The sequence below is a fragment of the Thermotoga caldifontis AZM44c09 genome (assembly GCF_000828655.1).
GTDB classification, from domain to species: domain Bacteria; phylum Thermotogota; class Thermotogae; order Thermotogales; family DSM-5069; genus Pseudothermotoga_A; species Pseudothermotoga_A caldifontis.
The window spans coordinates 236,852-255,648 of sequence record NZ_AP014509.1; the positions used below are offsets into that span (position 1 = coordinate 236,852).

The window sequence follows — 18,797 nt, forward strand, 5'->3', positions numbered from 1 at the left end:
AGCTTACCCCCTTTCAGAGAACGAACGCGTCGAAGAAGAACGCCCTGGGATGTTTTTCAGAAAATCTCAACGAACCAGATTTCGAGAGCTGCGACTTGATCTTTTCCACCACTTCGTGACCGCGTTCGTAACTCATGCACGTGAGTGGTCCTCTGTCGAGCGAGATGGTTTCTCTGAAACTTTTCAACGGCCCGTAGAGCACCTCGAGCAGGGAGAACTGAACCGAGAGGTACTCGAAGATGCCTTTACTCTTACCTTTGAGGTTCAACATCTCGATGATCGTTTTCGCATCTTCGTCGTTCTCGTCAGGTTCCATCAACCTTTCGAGGAACTCGAGGAAATCTTTCGATTCGTTCGCCGATTTCACTATGTAGCTCCTGACTTTGGACATCCTGAACGGTTCACCGCTGCCGCCCGTGTGGAAGGTCTGCATGGAAAGTTGCGTTCCTCTCTCACCCGTGGAATGTGCGCAGGCCACTCCGATGTACTTGATCTTCAGCTCTTTGCCTGTGCTCGGGTCCAGACCGAACGATCTCTTCGTCACAGGTCCATTCACGGGAGAGTAGATCCTCACCCTCCTCGGTCTGTTCTTGATGTCCTCCAGATCCTCCTCGGTGAGGTATCTTCCGAGATCCACATCGTACCTCCACAGCAGAGCGTTCTTCAGAAGGTTGCGCTGAACGAGCTTGCTGACGAACTCTTCGCTGTATTCCAGCACGTTCTCTTCTCCTTCTTCCAAGACCACGTGGCCCGCCGCCTCCACCAGGAACCTCGTGAAGTCTCCCGCTTCGGCGACGTGGAGCTTCTTGTCCATGAGCGATTTTCTCGCCCTCTCGGAGATGTGTTTCAGGTAATCTTCGAGATCGACACCCTCGAGGAAGTTACCTTTCAATCTGAAAGAGCCGCACTCTATGTTTCTGTTGAGCTGTTCGTACTGCTCCTTGCTGCCCCTGCACTCAGTTTGCTTTATCTTCGCGAAACTTTCCGAATCTCGCTCTATTTCGAATATGCTCAGCGTGAGGTTGTTCTTCGTCGCAAGTTCGAGCGCCTTTCTGTAAACATCCAAAGCCCTGTCCCATTCACCGGCGAGTATCAACTCCTTGAAATGCTTCTGCGCTTCCTTCTTGTTCTTGAAGCCCATGAAGCTCATACCGTAAACTATGTCTTGATCGATGCTGAGTGCCAGATCTGCACTTCCGAAGATGAACGGGTTTTCTTTGAGGGTCATCCTCTTCAGCTCGTCTTCGTACTGGATCGTGGGATAGTACACCGCGACCGTGTCGCCGTCGAAGTCGGCGTTGTAACCTTTGCATGCGAGTATGGGGAAACCTATGGCCCATTCTTCCCAGAACTCGAATCTGAAGGCCTGTATGTTGTGCTTGTGCAGAGATGGCTGTCTGTTCACGAGGACGAACTTGAACTTCGCGAGCGCGTTGAGTTCCTCCACCGTCGCGTAGGGCTTTCTGAAGAAGACCCTTCCGAAATCTGCGGGCAGGAGTATTTTGTCCGGTTCGAGTTCTGGACACGGAACGATGACGGACCTTGCCGAGTTGAACAGCCTCCTTCCGACCATGACGCTCCTCACGTATCCTTCTTTCTTGAAGACGATCTTCTTTATTCTCATCATTTTTCCTTCCGCTTTTCTCCCGCGGAACAGTCCTTCGACGAACATCCTCTGTTCTTCGGTGAGTCCATCCCTGATTGTGGATCTTCCTTTTTCGAAAACGACCTGATCGTTGTTCACGCTGTATCGGACACCGTAAACTCTGCTCAGAATGTGGCTCAAAAATTCGTTCAGCTTCCCGGTGATTCGATCTTCAGCCGAACCTCTGTTGCACTCTTTGAAAAGTTCGAGCGTCCTGAACGCGTTGTGGTCCAGGAGGGTCCAGAACTCCATCTCACCCAACCTCTGCCCACCGTTCCTGCTCCTTCCCTTGAAAGGTTGGAAGGTGATCGGACTGGTTGATGCGTGCAGGCCTATCGCGTGGATCTTGTCCCCGACGCAGTGGTCGAGTCTGACCATGTACTGATAGCCCGCGACCGCACGGATCTGGCTGTCATCGAATTTGACCAGGAACCTACCCAGATCGTCGGCACCGAGCGATTTCAACTTTTCGAGGATCTCTCTGCGCTGTGGTTCGTCTATGGTTTCGGTGACATCGAAGCAGTCTCTGTACAGACCTTTCTTGATCAACAAACTTATCTGGGTTTCGAACAGCTGGCCGAGGTTCATCCTCGAAACGACGCTCAGCGGACTGAGCAAAACATCCGCAGTCGTCCATTCTCCGTCGATCAGAACCTTTGGCATCTCCTCGTCTGGCAATATCTTGCTGATCACGCCCTTGTTGCCGTGCCTTCCACTGATCTTGTCTCCAACCTTCAGCGGTTTTTCGACCTCGAGTTCGAACACCACGTTGAACTCGGTTTCGAAGTGTTTGAGATACTCGGAAAGGTAAGATTCTCTCTCGGATTCGTTCGAGTTGAGCATCTTCTCTTTGAACTCGGTTATCGATTCGAACTTCTGCGGGAACAAAACGTCCCTCGAAGGTTTTATCGAGAGGATCCTGGCTGTGTAGTAACCTTCGTATCTGTACTCTCTCTTTCTGAGTGTGAACTCTCCCACGTCCTTCACCTTGACTCTCGTCTCGAGGACCGCGAGCACGTCGGATCTGACGATCCTTTCACCTTCAGACTTTTTGATCGTCAGCATGGACTCTATCTCTTCCAGACTGCCCGTTTCCGCCTTGCTCGCCTTCCAAATGAAGGAGATCTGATCGCCCTGCACCGACAGATCTTCAGGCAGAACGCCCCTGACGTTTATTTCGTAAGGCTCCTTTACCTTCGCGAACATCCTCTTCGCGAAGCTCTCGCTGACGACTATCCCATCCTCGAAGTTGAGTCCTCTGTAGAGCATGTACACGACCAACGCGTTGATACCCATCTTCAAACTGTACGGAGTCTTCAGCACGGGCTCTTCCATGTTCTGAAGGGGGACGTACTGTTTCAAGTTCTTCGAACCCATGAGGATCCTGGCACCGTCGCTGTGTCTCAAGAAGGGTATCTGGAGCGTGGAGAGGCTGAACGTCGAGCCTCTCTTGATGGTCAGCTCGTGCAGATCGTAGGTCGCACCTTCGCACATGCACAAAAGGATGCCGATCTTTTCAGACTCGGGCGTTTCGAACAGATCCACCCTGCCGCGATGACTCTCGTGCGGCAGCCTGATGGTCTCGGCCACTTCCTCGTGCGGGTAGATGACCTTCTTTCTGAGGAAGTTGGCCTCCAGCTCGTTCAGAGGTTCGTACGGCTCGAAGACTTTGAACATGAAACCGGTCTTTTCTTCCTCGTCCTCGTCGGATCGATCGTCGGAGTGGTTTTTCGGAAACATAACTGCATACGATCGCTGGCAGCGGAAAAGGTAGTTCAGACGGGACAGTTCGTATTCGGTTTTCTCACCTTTTTTCTTCCTTTCAGCGTACCTTCTGAGCTCGTTCGCGACCGCCAGCTGGTAGGCTGGTACGATCTTCAGCACGTCGAGGTCCAGCTCTCTCGGTTTTCCTTCAAGGGTCATCGGCACTATCACGTATGGGGTGACGTACTTTTCGTTTCTGTAGATGTAGAGATTGTCTTCGTTGGGGAACATCAGGGGGAAAAGCTTTCCATCGAGTTCCACGAGCTGAGCGGTGCTTTCCAGGACGGAGATTCCGGTCGGCTTCAGATTCGGAAACTCGAGTTCTTCTTTGGCAATTTTACAGAGAAGGTCGAAGGCGTTTCTGACTATCGTCAAAGACAGTTCGAACCCGTCCACGACCACACCTCCCCACGGGCTTTACAGCTTCACCGGGATCGATTCGTGGAGCTTTGCACTTCTATTCTATACTTTACTTTACTTCGATCCAGACGGGTGCGGTCCTGCATCCTTTCAGCGTGAAGTTCTTCGCCTCACCCACACGCACCTGAGGCCGTTTTCGAACAGGAACTCATCAACGATCTCGTAACCCAGACTGGAGAGCTCTTTCTTGATCTGAGCGAAGGAGCGCAGGAGCCTGAAGGCCGGATAGAACCACACCGGATCGTTCTCGTCGGAAAGGTTCGGAAAGCGGTGGAAGATCAAAGCTTCCTCCGCGTCGGAAACGAGGCGTTTCAGTTCGAGCTGAGTTTCGACCCCATCGAGCACGATCCTTCTCTTCGCGTTCTGTGAAAGTTCTATCCCGAGGTCCTCGAAGACGCGCGCGAAATCTTCCAGTTCCTGCGTCTTTTCGACGTTGCTCCAGTTGGTTTCGAGCAGGACCTTTCTGAGGTGCGAATCTGTCACCCTGAAGGAGGGTTTGATGCCGAACTCTTTCTCGAGGTCCTTGTAAGCCTTTATCGACTCGTCGGCGGGGTAGGGCACGGCGTAGATGAGGCCGTTCTTCGCCTTCTTCCAGGCCCTGACTGGATGGATCACGCCGAGCGTGGAGAACTTCTCGGACACGTTGCCCACCCAGAGGATGGGATCGTTTTTGTCGAAGAAGTTCATCGTGAGGTTCGGATAGAGGCCGCTGTAGAAGAACCTTCCGAAGACGATGTCGGCGAGCCGTTCGTTCTCCTCGACAGCCTTCACGTGGTGCACGAAGGCCTTCTCTTTATCGAACTCGTTGTAGAACTTCGCGAGCCTGTAATTGTACATGGGGAACTTCGATGGATCTTTGATCTTGCTGAGGAGTTCGACGGCCTTCTTGGCATCGTCCGTGTGGACTGCAGACACGTAGAGTGCCACGTCGCTGTCAGAGATCAGATAGAGCTTCGAGACCTCGTTTCCGGCGTACTTTTTGAAATCTATCATGAACTCCTTCTGCGTGGCGTAGAATCTGTACAGTTCTTCGTAGACGCTCTCGATCGTGGGATCCAGTCTGGTCTTGAGATCTTCCACGATGGGCTTGACGAAGCGAGAAAGCTCGGCCACCAGCTGGATCGAATCTCTGTAGGATCTTATCGCCTCGAGGAATTTGGATTCTTTCAGCAGATGGTCCGCATGGAGCGCCTTCGCGATCCCCCTGATCAGGGTATCTTCGTCTTCCAGAAATCTCTCCACGAAGGCTTTCTTTTCACTTTCGGGAAGCACCGTGTAGACGAAGAGGAAACCTCCCACGCCGTTCTCACGGACCAGCTTCTCGAGCTGTCGCGCGCAGAGAAAATCGAGCAACATGTCCTCGCCCGTCTCGAGCCGTCTGAGCAGATAGTACGAGAACGGGGTGATCTGTTTCAGTACGATTTCCTCCACCTTCACGGGCAGACGCCTTTCAACGATCTTTTCATACAGCGGTTGTGCGTTCAGATGCAAATTCTTCTTCCTCGCGAATTCCAAAAACTTCTTCAAACCCGGCAGGGCTTTCTCGACATCCTTGCCGCTCGATCTGTTGAGAAGATATTGAAGCATGTCTTCACGTACGTCTTCGTCCTTTTCGAACCTTTCGAGCGCGATTCGGTTGAACCTTTCGTAGTCTTCGATTTCGATGGCGGCGATCATGGCCAGAACGTCGGCCAGCGGGATGTCCTTGAAGCTCATGATCGTCCAGCCGAACTTCTCCACGTTCGCCGAGGCGTGTTCCACAGCCTTTCTGAAGTCTTCGTAGTGCTTCAAGAGGGCCTGCCAGTCCTTCCTCTTGAAACTCGCGTGGATGAGGGAAAGGTAAGGGTCTGGATATTCAGGAACGGCCTGGAGCGCGCTCTTGGCGAGTTGCTCCGCAAGCTCGTTCAGGCCGGCGTTGAGAAGGTCTATTGAGAAGAGATAGAGAAATTCCAGACCTATCGCGGGGATGGAGGTGAGCTTCCTTATGAGCTGCAAAGCTTCCCAGCCGACCGAGGCGGCCTCGTGCGGCTTTCCACCGGTCTTCTCGGTCTTGTACAGCTGAACCAAGTAATAAAGCCTCTCCTGATCGTTCTTGCACTGTTGAAGGTGTTTTCTGATCAAACTGCCCGTTCTTTCGTACTTCTGCTTTTTGAGCTTTCTGGTCCAGATGTAGCCGTAGTGGTAGATCAGAAAGTTCGCGTTCACGACCTTGGGCTTGTAGATGGCCTGGTTGTGCACGATGTTCTGGTAGTACACCGTGCCGTTGCGGAAGATGCGGGGCGTGGAAGCGATCTCGGAGCGTTTGAAGTCCCAGTCGAGATAGCTCAGCGTGGGGAGATAGATCGTGTTCACGTCGGGTGGTAGGCTCTCCAAGAAACTTCTTATGTTCTTTCTAAAATCTTCGGACGCCTCTTCGTCGGCATCGAGTATCAGCACCCACTCGCAGGTGGGATACTTGAGAGAGTTGTTCCTCGCCTCTGAAAAGTCGTTCTTCCACGGGTGGAAGTAGAGCTTGTCGGTGTACTCTCTGACGATCTGGGGGGTTCTATCGGTCGAGCCCGTGTCGACGACCACGATCTCATCGACCACATCCTTGATGCTGTCCAGCGCACGTCTTATGTTGTGCTCCTCGTCCTTCACGATCATCGCCACAGAAAGGAGACATTTCCTCTGCAACGTCCACACCCCCAATCAATTCTTCTCAGTTTTCGTACTGTATTCCTTCAACACACCGTTCCTCATCATGTATAGTTTCTCACACACGCTGGCCAGCCAGTCGATGTCGTGCGAGACGATCACGAAGCTGGTCCGATCGGAGAACTCTTCCATCGCTTCGTTCAGCATCTTTCTGCCGTCTTCGTCGAGGTCCGCCGTGGGTTCGTCCAGCAGGACCAGCTTCGGCTCGAACACCAGGGCCCTCGCGAGGCACACGCGCCTGGCCTGCCCACCGGACAGCTGCCAGGGTCTGGCGTCGAGAAGCTTTTCAAGTTCGAACAGTTCGGCGATCTCAAGAACGCGTCGTCGAACTTCGTGTTTGGGGAACTTTCTCAACATCAGTGGATAGGCGATGTTTTCAAAAACGCTCCTTTTCAAAAGCACTGGATGCTGCGACACGTAGCTCACCGAGCGTCTGAACCTCTCCAGGCTGGCGTCGTTCACGTCTTCTCCCATAAAACGGAAGCTCTTCCATTCACCTTTCAGAAGGAAGGCAAGGTTCAGAAGGAAGGTGGTCTTGCCGCTTCCAGACGGACCGAAGATACCGACACGTTTTTCGTCCATCTCGAACCTTTCGATGTGCAGCAAGAACTTTCCATCGTAGCTGAACCTGAGCTCTTCAAGACTGTAGATCTTCATCGCTACACCTTCTTCGAGAGCAGATTCGCCGTAAAGTTCACAGTGAAAGCGATGGAGAGCAAGATCAAGCCCGCAAAGATCGCCTTTTCGAACTGGCCCGTGTTCGTGTACAGCACGATCGACGTGGTGAGCACGCGCGTCCTTCCAAGGATGTTGCCACCAACGATCATGACGGCCCCCACCTCGCCCGCGACCCTGCCGAACGCGGTGAGGATCGCAGAAAAAACACCCGAAAGAGATTCCCTCAGCACCGCGGCCATGAACTGGAATTTGTTCGCTCCGAGCGTTAAGAGCAGTAGCCTGATCTTTTCATCCACCCTTGCAAAGTGCGAATGACTGATCGTGACGATGATGGGCAGGGCTATGACGATCTGCGCGAGGATCATCGCAGTCGTGGTGAAGAGCAGATTCAAACCTCCCAGCGGCCCGCTCCTCGAAAGCAAGAGCCAGAGGAGCAAACCCACCAGGACCGGTGGGATACCCACGAGCGTTTGAAAAACGAGGATCAGGATGTTTTTGAAGCGAAACTTCGAAACGTCCAAAATCAGTGCGACAGGCACACCGATGAGCGCGGCGATGAACGTTGCGAAACAGTTCACGTAGACGGATCTGAGAGAAACTTCCACGAGCTCGCTCATTTTTTGAACACCCTGAAGGGTTTGATGCCACCAACGGTGTAGTTCTCTATGAACCTCAACGTTTCGTCTTCCAGCAGAAAGTTGAAGAATTTTTCTGCATCTTCGTGGTTCACTCTTTTTCCATTCTTCGGATTGACGAGTACGACGCTGTAGACGTTCTTCAAGATCTCATCATTCTCGTGGCAGATCTTCAGATCGAGTCTGTCTTTGAGCATTTCGAAGCTGGCCCTGTCTGTGAGACAGAACGCTTCAAGTTCGCTGGCGATCAAGAGCGTCTGCGACATGCCCACACCGGCGGCGTGGTACCATTTGCCTGAAGGAACGATGCCCAGACTGTGCCAGAGCTGTTGCTCTTTTTTGTGCGTGCCGGAACCGTCGGCTCTGGAGACGAAGGGCAGTTGGTTTTCGTAGATGTACTTCATGAAGGACAGGACGTTTTCGAAACTTCTCTGCTGCCACTTCTTCGGACCGACGATGACGAATTCACTGTACATGAAACTGACCCTCTTCAGACCGAAGCCTTCTTTCATGAACTGCTCTTCATCTTCTGGAGAATGCACTAAAAGCAGATCTGCCTCTCCTCTTTTTCCCATTTCCAGAGCCATGCCGCTGCCGACGGCTGCGAACACGACCTGAACGTTGTGTCTTTCTTCGAAGAGCCTTTTTAAAGCATCGAGCAGGCCCGTCTCGTAGAGGCTCGTGGTCGTGGCGACGATGAGCTGTCTTGAAAAGAGAAGGCTTCCGAGAAGGAGTAGAAGGATCGAAAGCTTCTTCATTCTGGGAGAACGAACACCACCCTGTCGTTCGGCTTCACCGTTCCGCCCTTCAGCACTCTCAGAAAGATGCCCTCCACGGGCATAACGCATTTTCCTACCATCTTGGCGATCGCACAGCGATCGTGGCATTCTTTCCCGATCTGTGTCACCTCGAGGATGGCATCGTTTATGTAAACCTTCGTTCCGAGTGGCAGTTTCCACACGTCCACACCGTCCACGGTGATGTTTTCGGCAAAATCACCGAAAGAAACGTCTAAGCCCCAGCTTCTCGCTTTGTCGATGCTGCTTTTCGAGAGCATCGAAACCTGTCTGTGCCAGTTACCCGCGTGCGCATCGTTCAGAACACCGTGGTCCTCAACCAAGATTATCTGCTTTTGAGGAACCTTCTTCACACCTTTCACTTTTGAAATGTTCACCGAGAGAACGACACCGACGAGCTCATTTCTTCCACTCACCGGACGCACCACCCGCTTTGTACAGAAGGCAGACCTCCTCGATGACCATGCCACGATCGACGGCCTTGCACATATCGTAAACTGTCAGGGCGGCGATGGACGCCGCGACGAGCGCCTCCATCTCGACACCCGTTTTTCCAACGCATTTGGCGATGGTTCTTATGGTCAGAATTCCCTTTTCGATGTCCGGTTCGAACTCCGCATCCACGTGAGAGAGGTTGATGTTGTGACACAGCGGGATGAGATCGGACGTTCTTTTCGCGGCCATGATCGCGGCGATCTTCGCAACCGTGAGCACGTCACCCTTTTTGACGTGGCCCGAAAGTATCGCTCCGAGCGTTTCGGGCTTCATTCGAACCTTCGCCTGAGCGATCGCAACCCTTTCTGTATCCTGCTTGTGGGAAACATCCACCATTCTCGCGTTACCGTGTTCGTCGAGATGAGAGAACTTCTCCATCCTTCAACCTCCAAGCTGTCTCATGGCGTTCAAGACCATCCCTTCGTTCATCACATGCTTCAAGGGCTTGCGCTCGATACCAACTTTCACTGCCTCTACGAGTTTTTCCTTGGAGCCTTCCATCAAAATCCGTCTGAGGTCTATGTGAAAGCTCGAACCGAGGCACGGATAGAGCTTCCCATCGCTGCTCAATCTTATCTTGTTGCACGTTTCACAAAAGTTCTTGCTCAGCGCGGCGATGATGCCAACGTAGTTGCCATCCTTCGTGACGTAGTAACTCGCTGGGCCGAAACCGAGTCTCACATCGATGGGTCTGAGGTCGAAGATCTGTAACCGTTCGAAGATCTCCTTCAACGGAACGGCCCTGTTGTCCTTTCCGATGGGCATCAGCTCTATGAACCTTATGGGCAGCCTCAACTTCGTCGCGAAACGGACCAGCTCGGGGATCTCATCGACGTTGTGCTCGCTCACGACGCAGTTCAACTTGACGTTCAGTTTTTCCTTCAAGGCGCTGTTCAAACCTTCCAGAACGTGGCTCAGGCTTGCCTTCGTGATCCTGTAAAAAGTTTCTTCGTCAAGGCTGTGCAGCGAGAGGTTGATGGACTGGACCCCGTGCATTTTGAACAACTTCGCGTAATCTTTCAACCTCGAACCGTTCGTGGTGATGAAGATATTGAACCGTTTTGAGAGCATTTCCACTATCTGGGGAAGGTCGGCTCTCAGCAACGGTTCTCCACCGGTGAGCCTGACGTTTCGAATGCCAAGTTCGGAGAAAATCTCAGAAAAGGTTCGAAGCTCGTCCAGCGTCAGAGTACTGACAGATGAGCTGTTCGAAGAACAGAAGAAACAATCGAAGTTGCATTCGGTTGTGATGGAGAGACGAAGATAGTCCACGTTCCTTCCGTGCAGATCCTTCATGCCAGAAAGATTATACAGCGAGGTTCGAAACACTCTTGAGAGTCGACATCAACGGCTTCAGGGAGTCCGATATTTCAGCTTTCAGCTTGGTAAAAAAGCAGGTTCGACCGTAGTGGAGATTTGTCAACATGTTTTGCACCTGGACTGTGAAGATGATAGACCGTGTACTAGCTTCGCCCTCTGCCGATAGCTTCATGCAGGCGTGGCTGAACGTTCCCAAGCCCCTGCAGGTTTGTTCCACGCCCAGCTTGACTATCAAAACAGAGTTGATGTCATGATGAACAGAAAATCCGCCGCATTCAGCGCAAGGTTGCCTCGTAGCGTTCACATAGATCACTTCCCTACCGGCACTCCAAGCCTTGCGGGGAAGAATTTGATAAAGAAACACCGACCAGCCGGCATCCAGCACAGACTTGCTCAGCTTGCCTTGTGCCAGACCGTTCACATTCAAGTTTTCCGCACACATCAAATCGTGCTCTCTGACCAATCTTGCTGCGAGTTTGAAATAAAATCTCTGCGCTGTCTCGCTACTTTGCGGACAAAGGCTGGCGGAGAAACTCGTCAGGAACTTCAGCAGCAAAGGTGACGACCATCCGTCTGCTTTACGGCTGATGCGAACTTGCTTGATGACAGATTGTTCGGGCAAGGGACGGTGCCAGACAACTTTGATCCTGCCAACGCTTTGAATGTAGAGTCGCAAGCGTTGTTTATTGTCAGGTTTGACCTATGCTCCGTCTGTGTAGGTGCATTTCAATGTTCTGTTTGGCCTGAGACGGTACTGGTAAACCAACCCACTTTTCTTCAACCTCTTTGCACTTTTCAGTTCGGCGACCTTTGAATCTTGGTTGAGCCTCCGTGTGGGAACGTTGAGTTGAGGCGGGGTCTGTGAGATAATGAGTCAGTAGCGGTAAAATAGCAGTTAGCGAGGGGGTGAAGCATGAACCAGTATTTCCTGAAAGTAAATGAAGGAACGCACTTCGTGAGTGAACCACCCGAAAACGGGATGAAGTATCTGGGATTCGAAAGGATCGTTCTTCTCACCGGGAACTACCACGTTTCGAACAGCGGGGATTTCGAAATCTTCCTCGTCGTGCTCGGTGGAAAGTGCACAGTGAAGGTGAGAGACAAAATCTTCGAGAACATCGGCGAAAGAAGGAACGTTTTTGCTGGCAAACCCTATGCAATCTACATACCGCCAAGAATGGATTTCTCAATCGAAGCACTCGGTTTCGGCTGTGAAGTGGCACTCGCCAAAGCGTTGGTTGGTGAAACTGCAAAGATCGAACCTTATCTGATAACTCCTTCCCAGGTGAACAGCGGCAAATGGGGCATTTCAAACTATTCGAGGACGTTCCACCAGATAGCCGTCGATGAAAAGCACCCCGCGGTGAAGCTCATGGTTGGAGAGACGTTCACACCTTCCGGAAACTGGTCCACCTATCCACCTCACAGGCACGAACGGCACAATCCACCGGAAGAAGTCTTCCTCGAAGAGGTCTACTATTACAGGGTGGACCATCCGAAAGGCTGGGGACTGGCAAGACATTACAGCGACGATGGAACGATAGATTTTGCCGGTGTCATCAAGGACAACACGCTGCACCTCATTCCGAAAGGCTATCACACCGCCGTCGCTGCCCCAGGTTTCACGGTGTACTATCTGTGGTTCCTGGCGGGAGAAGAGAGAATGCAGCTTCCTTACGTCGATCCAGACATGAGGTTCATCGACCAAGCGACGAAGATGATAAAGAACATCGAGGATAACCTCTCCCCGTGAGGTGAAGAAGATGAACGTGCTTGAGAGCTTTTCACTGAAGGGTAAAGTCGCCATCGTGACGGGGTCTTCGAGGGGTCTGGGCCAGGCGATGGCGATCGCGCTGGCAGAAGCGGGTGCGGACATCGTCGGGGTGAGTAGATCGAAAGAGCAGCAAGAAGAAACGAAGAAGGCCGTTGAATCTCTGAACAGGAAATATTTGGCCATCGAGCTGGATCTGAACCAGACTGAAAGGGTCACAGAGATCGTCGATATGGCTGTCGCTGAGTTCGGCACGGTCGACATACTGGTCAACAACGCCGGGATAATAAGACGCGCCCCAATCCTCGAGTACAGCGAGAAAGACTGGGACGAAGTGATGAACGTGAATCTGAAATCTGTCTTTCTTCTGTCACAGAGGTTCGCAAGGTATCTGATCGAGCACGAAAAGAGAGGAAAGATCATCAACGTGGCGTCTTTGCTCTCGTTTCAGGGTGGTATCTACACCGCAGCGTACACAGCTTCAAAACACGGTGTGCTCGGATTGACGAGAGTTTTTGCGAACGAACTGGCAAGGTACGGTATCAACGTGAACGCGATCGCGCCAGGCTACATGGTCACCGACAACACCGAAGCACTCAGAAAAGACGAAAAGAGGTACAACGAGATACTCTCCAGAATCCCCATGGGCAGGTGGGGATTGCCGGAAGATCTCAAGGGCGCGGTGGTGTTCTTGGCAAGCTCCGCTTCTGATTACGTAACGGGGTCTGTAATCTTCGTGGATGGAGGGTGGATGAGCAGATGAACGTGTTCGCACATCTCGATCAGGTAACTCCGAAGAAGGTCAAGGAAGGCATCGAGATGAGGGTGCTCGTGTGGGCTGGGAAGATGATGATGACGCACGTCACCTTCAAAAAGGGTAGCGTTGGAGACCTTCACAGTCATCCTCACGAGCAGATCAGCTACGTTGTGGAGGGAGAACTCATCTACAGAGTCGGAGAAGAGAAGTACCACATGAAGGCAGGTTCGGCCATCTACGTTCCGAGCAACGTGAAACACCAAGTCGAGGCCCTTACGGACGCGGTCCTTCTGGACATCTTCACGCCCATAAGGGAGGATTATCTACCCCAATCTGTGTGAGGAGGTGTTTGTATGAAGAGGTTGCTCGTGGTCTTACTGGTTTCGGCGATGTTCGCTGTGGGTCTGGCCGCACCGATCGTGCTCAAATCGGCGGACGTGCACCCTGATGGTTATCCAACGGTAGAGGCTGTCAAGATGATGGGCAGAATCATCGAGATCATGACCAACGGAAAGTACAGGATCGAAGTCTACACCGGCGGACAGCTCGGAGATGAGAAAGAAACGATCGAGCAGACGATCATGAACGCGATCCAGATGACACGCGTCTCCGTTGCCCCATTGCAGACGTTCTACGATCCCATTGGAGTCTTCGCGATGCCTTATCTGTTCAGAGACGAGGAACACTACTGGAAGGTTCTCGAAGGACCGATCGGTGAGGAACTGTTGAAAGGCGTTGAAAAGATCGGTCTCGTAGGCCTGTGCTACTACGATGCCGGTGCGAGGAGCTTTTACACAAGAAAGCCCGTGCAGAAACCAGAGGATCTGAAGGGAATGAAGATCAGGGTCCAGATGAACGAAGTCATGGTCGCGTTGATGCAAGCACTCGGTGCGACGGGTGTGCCCATGGCGTACGCCGAAGTCTACACGGCGCTGCAGACGGGTGTCGTGGACGGAGCTGAGAACAACCCGCCATCTTACTACACCGCTCGACACTTTGAAGTCGCACCCTATTACTGTCTCGATGAGCACACAAGAATTCCCGAAATCCTGCTGATCTCTAAAGCCTTCTGGGACAAGCTTACTCCAGAAGAAAAACTCATCTTCAAGACGGCTGCGATAGCTTCGGTGCAGTACGAAAAGTATTTGTGGAAGAAGATGGAAGAAGAGGCACTCGAAGCTGTACAGAAAGGTGGAGCCAAGATCTTCAAACCGGACATCAGCGCCTTCCAGAAACTCGCTCAGGCCGTTTACGACAAATTCCCACAGTACAAAGACCTGATCAAGAGGATTCAGGAAGTCAAATGAGAAGACCGGGCGCAGCTGCGCCCGGTTTTTCGAGGTGGACAGGATGAAGAGAGCGCTGGAGAAAGTTCTGAACTGGATCGAGAACGCCGTGGTGGGCTTTTCCATCGTGGGACTCATGTTCATGGTAACAATCGTTTTCTACCAGGTCGTGGCGAGGTATTTCTTCAACAGACCTCCGAAGTGGACTGAAGAGATCGCGCTGGTCACGATGATCTGGATCGCCATGCTTGGCGCGGGGATCGGCTTGAAGAACGATATACACATGCGCGTTGAGGTGTTTCTATCTGTGTTTCCGATCAAACTCCAGAGGATCGTTGAAATTGCGATCATGCTGCTCATAGGTTATTTCGGAATTCAGATGACGCGCTACACCACAATCATGGTACAGCGCCTTCCGAACAAACTGGCCGCGACGGGCATATCGGTGGCGTGGATGTATTTGCCGATAGCCGTGTGCGGTGTTCTCGTGGTTGCGTGCGCCGCCCTGAAAGTCATAAACCAGCTCATGATGTTGAAAGGTGAGGGAAAGCGATGAAAAAGCTTCTCGCCTACATCTTCGGTGCGTTCATGATCTTTCTTCTGGGTGTACTCCTCGCGTTCATGCTCAGACTCCCCATCACGCAGAACTTCTCACGGGAAGAAGCAGGAAGGATCGTACTCTTCAGTTCCTTCGTACTGCTGATGATGCTCAGAGTTCCCATAGCGTTCTGTCTGAGCATTCCTGCTTTCCTGACTGCGATCTATTTGAAACTTCCTGTCATGGTGATCTTCCAGAGGATGGGTGCAGGGATAAACGCCTTCTCTTTGATAGCCATTCCTTTCTTCATACTGGCTGGACAGATCATGGCGGAAGGCGGGATCGCGCAGAAGATAGTTGAATTTTCGAACATCCTCATAGGTAGGGTTCGCGGTGGGCTCGCGATGGTGAACATACTCGCGAGTATGTTCTTCGGCGGTGTGAGTGGTTCCTCCGTGGCCGATACATCCTCCATCGGAGCTTTCCTGATACCCATGATGGTCCAGCAAGGTTACGACAGGGACTTCTCCATCGCGGTTACCATCACTTCCTCCACACTGGGTATCGTCATTCCGCCCAGCCACAACATGATCATCTACTCGCTCGCGGCGGGCGGTGTCTCGATCGGTGCACTGTTCATGGCGGGTTACATCCCGGGCATCATGGTGGGCGTGGCACAGATGATCGTTGCGTACATCATCTCCAGGAAGAGGAACTATCCGGTGGCGGGCAAGGTGGGATTGAGAGAGGCACTCATCATAACCAGAGATTCCATACTGGGACTGCTGGTCGGTGTCATCATCATCGCAGGAATCATATTCGGTGTGTTCACCGCTACCGAAGCTTCGGTTGTGGCGGCTGTGTACGCTCTGATCATCACGATCTTCGTGTACAGAACCATGGACTTCAAGAAACTGTTGAGGACCTTACAGAACACAGCGGTGGTCATCGCGATGGTTATGTTCATCATAGCGAGCTCTTCTGCCTTCGGATACCTCCTGGCCTATCTGAAGGTGCCGGCGATAGTCGCGAGCACCCTGACGAGTATCACAACGAACAAATACGTGTTGCTGTTGCTCATCAACCTGATGCTCCTGTTCCTCGGCATGATCATGGACATGGCACCACTCATACTCATAACCACTCCCATCCTTCTTCCACTGGTCCGTTCGCTTGGAATGTCACCGATCCAGTTCGGAATCGTCATGATGATAAACCTCGGTATAGGCCTGTGCACGCCACCCGTCGGAACAACGCTGTTCGTCGGATGTGCGATCGGAAAGAGCACCATGGAGAGAGTAGCAAAGGCTTCGATACCGTTCTACATAGCGATGATCGCGATCCTTTTGTTGGTCACCTACGTGCCCTGGTTCACGATGTTCCTGGGAGGAAGGTTCGTCCGTTGAACCGCTCTTGAACTTCGGAATGCTTTGAAGGCTTTTACCCTTTGTGATAAAATTTTTTGTGAAAAGGCCAAATTTCAGAATTTTGGAAAGGTAATTTTGCTTGAGGGGGGGTGTTCTCATGAGGAAACTTCTCGCTGTGGGGTTACTCGTGCTGGTGAGTCTGGCTTTCGGTTTGATCAAAGCGGATCTGTGCGACAGGCCGATCGGATTCGCCGCGGTCAGTGCGCTCGGCCAGGATGGAACAACTGGCGGTTGTGGTGGAGAGATCGTTCTGGTGAAGAGTGCGGAAGAACTCGAAATGTGGGCGAACAAGGAAGGCAAGTACATCATAGTGGTCGATGGAATCATCGTGTTCGAGCCGAAGAGAGAGATCAACGTGACCTCTGACAAAACCATCGTGGGTATCAACAACGCGAAGATCATCGGTGGCGGTTTCGTGATCAAGAATGCGAAGAACGTCATCGTGAGGAACATTCACTTCGAAGGGTTCTACATGGAGGACGACCCGCAGGGAAAGATGTACGACTACGACTACATAAGCATCGAATCTTCACACCATGTGTGGATCGATCACTGCACGTTCGTGAACGGCAACGATGGGGCCGTCGACATAACGAGATACTCCAGCTATGTCACAGTATCCTGGTGCGTGTTCGTCGACCACGACAAGGTCTCGCTCGTTGGAAGCAGCGACAAGGAAGATCCAGTCAAAGCGAAGGAAGCCTACAAAGTGACTTACCACCACAACTACTTCAAGAACTGCATACAGAGAATGCCGAGGGTCAGGTTCGGTATGGTGCACGTGTTCAACAACTTCTACAGTGCCGGTTTCAGGTGCGGTGTGTCTGGCAACGTTGTGCCACAGTACGGCGTCGCTTCCACCTGTGAAGCGAGGGTGCACGTTGAAGCGAACAACTTCATGGGTTTTGGTGCCACGTTGATGGAAGGTGCGAACATCGCGTTCGTGCCCACCACAGTCAAGGCGGGTACGTCCCCGGAAGGGTACATATCGCTCGGCAAGGACAACGCGAAGAACGTCTTCACTTACTGCCACCCTGCTGAGGAGAAGCTCATTGAAGAAGGTAAACCCGTCTTCAACCCGGCAGACTTCTACGAATACACGCTGGATCTCGCCGAAAAGGTTCCAACGATCGTGGTGGAAGGTGCCGGTGCGGGCAAGCTGATCTTCGACATACCGATGAGCTGTCCGGCTTCCTGAGAAAGAATGGAAGAATTGATCAGAGAGATTCTGGACAACATTGCCAAACCTGAGATACCAGACAGAGAGTTCAATATCCTCGATTTCGGTGCGGTCGCCGACGGAAAAGGCGACTGCACCGATGCTTTCAAGAGAGCGATAGAGACAGCCGCGAGCGCTGGAGGCGGAAGGATCCTCGTTCCAGAAGGTACCTATCTGACAGGTCCCATACACCTCGAAAGCAACATCGAACTTCACCTCGAACACGCCACGCTCAAGTTCCACATCGATCCGAAGAGGTACCTTCCCGTGGTCCTGACCAGGTTCGAAGGCATGGAGTTGTACAACTACTCGCCCCTGATCTACGCGCACGGTAAGAAGAACGTAGCGATCACGGGTCGTGGCGTTCTCGACGGGCAGGCGAACGAGACGAACTGGTGGATCTGGAAAGGTAAAGAGGAATTCGGTTGGAAGGCGGGAATGCCCCACCAGGGACCAGACGTGGCGAAACTGACACAGATGGTGAAAAACAACATGGCTGTGGAAGAGAGGATCTTCGGTGAGGGTCATTTCCTCAGACCCAGCTTCGTTCAGTTCTATCGGTGCAAAAACGTGCTACTTGAAGGCTTCGAGCTGATCAATTCTCCCATGTGGTGCATCCACCCCGTGCTGTGCGAGAACGTGATCGTGAGGAACGTGAAGATCTCCAGCAGAGGCCCGAACAACGACGGAATAGACCCCGAGTCGTGCAGGTACGTGCTCATAGAGAACTGCTTCTTCGACACGGGTGACGACTCGATCGTCATAAAGTCCGGAAGGAACGAGGATGGAAGGCGCATCAACGTGCCGTGCGAGTACGTCCTGGCGAGGAACAACACGGTGTTCGGAGAGAAAAGCCACGGAGGTTTCGTGATAGGGAGCGAGATGTCGGGTGGGGCGAGAAAGCTCGTCGCGGCGAACAACCTCTTCGTGAACCTCGAGAGAGTTTTGAGGATAAAGTCGAACCCGAGGAGGGGCGGTTTCGTCGAGGACGTTTACTTCGTTAACAACGTCGCTGTGAACGTGTCCGAAGAGTTCATCGTGATCCACACAGATTACGACAACGAAACTGGCGATCATCCACCGCTGGTGAGAAACATCTTCGTGAAAAACCTCAAGGGAATCCGTGGAAAATACGGAGTCAGGATCAAAGGTCTGGAGAATTCGAAAATAACCGATATTCATCTGGAAGACTGCGTACTGGAAGACGTGGAATTCGCCGTTCAGGTTGAACATTGCGAAGTGAAGATCAGAAACAGCAGGATCGGAAAATACATTTTCTCAGACGCCACTTTAGATGGAAGAATGGAGGCACGTTGAAGGATCATTCCCACCTTCCACGATCTTCTCC

At 52.3% G+C, this 18,797-nt stretch carries 17 protein-coding genes and 1 pseudogene; 8 read left to right on the forward strand and 10 right to left on the reverse strand.

The window, feature by feature from the left end; all coding sequences use genetic code 11:
- Positions 1-13: 13 nt before the first annotated feature.
- The 10 genes and pseudogenes from TSP01S_RS10450 to TSP01S_RS10020 all read right to left on the reverse strand — a co-directional run bounded on the left by TSP01S_RS10450 (position 14) and on the right by TSP01S_RS10020 (position 11,007).
- On the reverse strand, positions 14-1,897 hold the full coding sequence (locus tag TSP01S_RS10450) for a hypothetical protein (RefSeq protein ID WP_456243150.1): 1,884 nt from the start codon (positions 1,895-1,897) through the stop codon (positions 14-16).
- A gap of 36 nt (positions 1,898-1,933) precedes the next feature.
- Positions 1,934-3,640, reverse strand: a pseudogene (locus tag TSP01S_RS10455) (hypothetical protein); the annotation flags it as partial.
- Between the two features lie 279 nt (positions 3,641-3,919).
- Positions 3,920-6,505 (reverse strand): glycosyltransferase family 2 protein, encoded by a 2,586-nt coding sequence (locus tag TSP01S_RS01190; protein ID WP_231848580.1) that lies wholly within the window; start codon positions 6,503-6,505, stop codon positions 3,920-3,922.
- A gap of 15 nt (positions 6,506-6,520) precedes the next feature.
- The gene (locus TSP01S_RS01195; RefSeq protein ID WP_041075764.1) at positions 6,521-7,183 is read right to left on the reverse strand and encodes an energy-coupling factor ABC transporter ATP-binding protein; all 663 of its coding nucleotides are present in this window, start codon (positions 7,181-7,183) and stop codon (positions 6,521-6,523) included.
- Between the two features lie 2 nt (positions 7,184-7,185).
- Entirely contained in the window at positions 7,186-7,821 is a 636-nt protein-coding gene (locus TSP01S_RS01200; RefSeq protein ID WP_041075766.1) for an ABC transporter permease, read from the reverse strand.
- Positions 7,818-8,597: a substrate-binding domain-containing protein gene (locus TSP01S_RS01205; RefSeq protein ID WP_052463439.1), complete on the reverse strand. Its 780-nt coding sequence runs from the start codon at positions 8,595-8,597 to the stop codon at positions 7,818-7,820. Before TSP01S_RS01205 ends, TSP01S_RS01200 begins: the two co-directional genes overlap by 4 nt.
- Complete coding sequence (locus TSP01S_RS01210; protein WP_041075768.1) at positions 8,594-9,052, reverse strand: MOSC domain-containing protein; 459 nt, start codon at positions 9,050-9,052, stop codon at positions 8,594-8,596. Before TSP01S_RS01210 ends, TSP01S_RS01205 begins: the two co-directional genes overlap by 4 nt.
- On the reverse strand, positions 9,036-9,509 hold the full coding sequence (moaC, locus tag TSP01S_RS01215; protein ID WP_041075770.1) for a cyclic pyranopterin monophosphate synthase MoaC: 474 nt from the start codon (positions 9,507-9,509) through the stop codon (positions 9,036-9,038). Before moaC ends, TSP01S_RS01210 begins: the two co-directional genes overlap by 17 nt.
- Before the next feature lie 3 nt (positions 9,510-9,512).
- Positions 9,513-10,427 (reverse strand): GTP 3',8-cyclase MoaA, encoded by a 915-nt coding sequence (locus TSP01S_RS01220; protein WP_041075772.1) that lies wholly within the window; start codon positions 10,425-10,427, stop codon positions 9,513-9,515.
- A gap of 10 nt (positions 10,428-10,437) precedes the next feature.
- Positions 10,438-11,007 (reverse strand): transposase, encoded by a 570-nt coding sequence (locus TSP01S_RS10020; protein ID WP_052463440.1) that lies wholly within the window; start codon positions 11,005-11,007, stop codon positions 10,438-10,440.
- A gap of 357 nt (positions 11,008-11,364) precedes the next feature.
- On the opposite strand from TSP01S_RS10020, the gene iolB reads away from it, so the two are divergent.
- The 8 genes from iolB to TSP01S_RS01265 all read left to right on the forward strand — a co-directional run bounded on the left by iolB (position 11,365) and on the right by TSP01S_RS01265 (position 18,766).
- On the forward strand, positions 11,365-12,204 hold the full coding sequence (iolB, locus tag TSP01S_RS01230; protein ID WP_041075774.1) for a 5-deoxy-glucuronate isomerase: 840 nt from the start codon (positions 11,365-11,367) through the stop codon (positions 12,202-12,204).
- Between the two features lie 10 nt (positions 12,205-12,214).
- Positions 12,215-12,985: a 2-dehydro-3-deoxy-D-gluconate 5-dehydrogenase KduD gene (kduD, locus tag TSP01S_RS01235; RefSeq protein WP_041075776.1), complete on the forward strand. Its 771-nt coding sequence runs from the start codon at positions 12,215-12,217 to the stop codon at positions 12,983-12,985.
- Positions 12,982-13,320, forward strand: a complete 339-nt coding sequence (locus TSP01S_RS01240) for a cupin domain-containing protein (RefSeq protein WP_041075778.1) — start codon at positions 12,982-12,984, stop codon at positions 13,318-13,320. The genes kduD and TSP01S_RS01240 overlap by 4 nt, the downstream gene beginning before the upstream one ends.
- A 12-nt stretch (positions 13,321-13,332) precedes the next feature.
- Positions 13,333-14,286 carry a TRAP transporter substrate-binding protein gene (locus TSP01S_RS01245; RefSeq protein ID WP_041075780.1) on the forward strand — a complete coding sequence of 318 codons (954 nt, stop codon included), beginning with the start codon at positions 13,333-13,335 and terminating at the stop codon, positions 14,284-14,286.
- Between the two features lie 43 nt (positions 14,287-14,329).
- Positions 14,330-14,821 (forward strand): TRAP transporter small permease, encoded by a 492-nt coding sequence (locus tag TSP01S_RS01250; protein ID WP_041075782.1) that lies wholly within the window; start codon positions 14,330-14,332, stop codon positions 14,819-14,821.
- On the forward strand, positions 14,818-16,209 hold the full coding sequence (locus TSP01S_RS01255) for a TRAP transporter large permease (RefSeq protein ID WP_082021619.1): 1,392 nt from the start codon (positions 14,818-14,820) through the stop codon (positions 16,207-16,209). The genes TSP01S_RS01250 and TSP01S_RS01255 overlap by 4 nt, the downstream gene beginning before the upstream one ends.
- Positions 16,210-16,327: 118 nt before the next feature.
- A complete protein-coding gene (locus TSP01S_RS01260) occupies positions 16,328-17,428 on the forward strand; it encodes a pectate lyase family protein (RefSeq protein WP_041075784.1) in 1,101 nt (366 codons plus the stop codon).
- Positions 17,429-17,434: 6 nt separating this feature from the next.
- On the forward strand, positions 17,435-18,766 hold the full coding sequence (locus TSP01S_RS01265; RefSeq protein ID WP_052463441.1) for a glycoside hydrolase family 28 protein: 1,332 nt from the start codon (positions 17,435-17,437) through the stop codon (positions 18,764-18,766).
- Positions 18,767-18,797 lie beyond the last annotated feature (31 nt).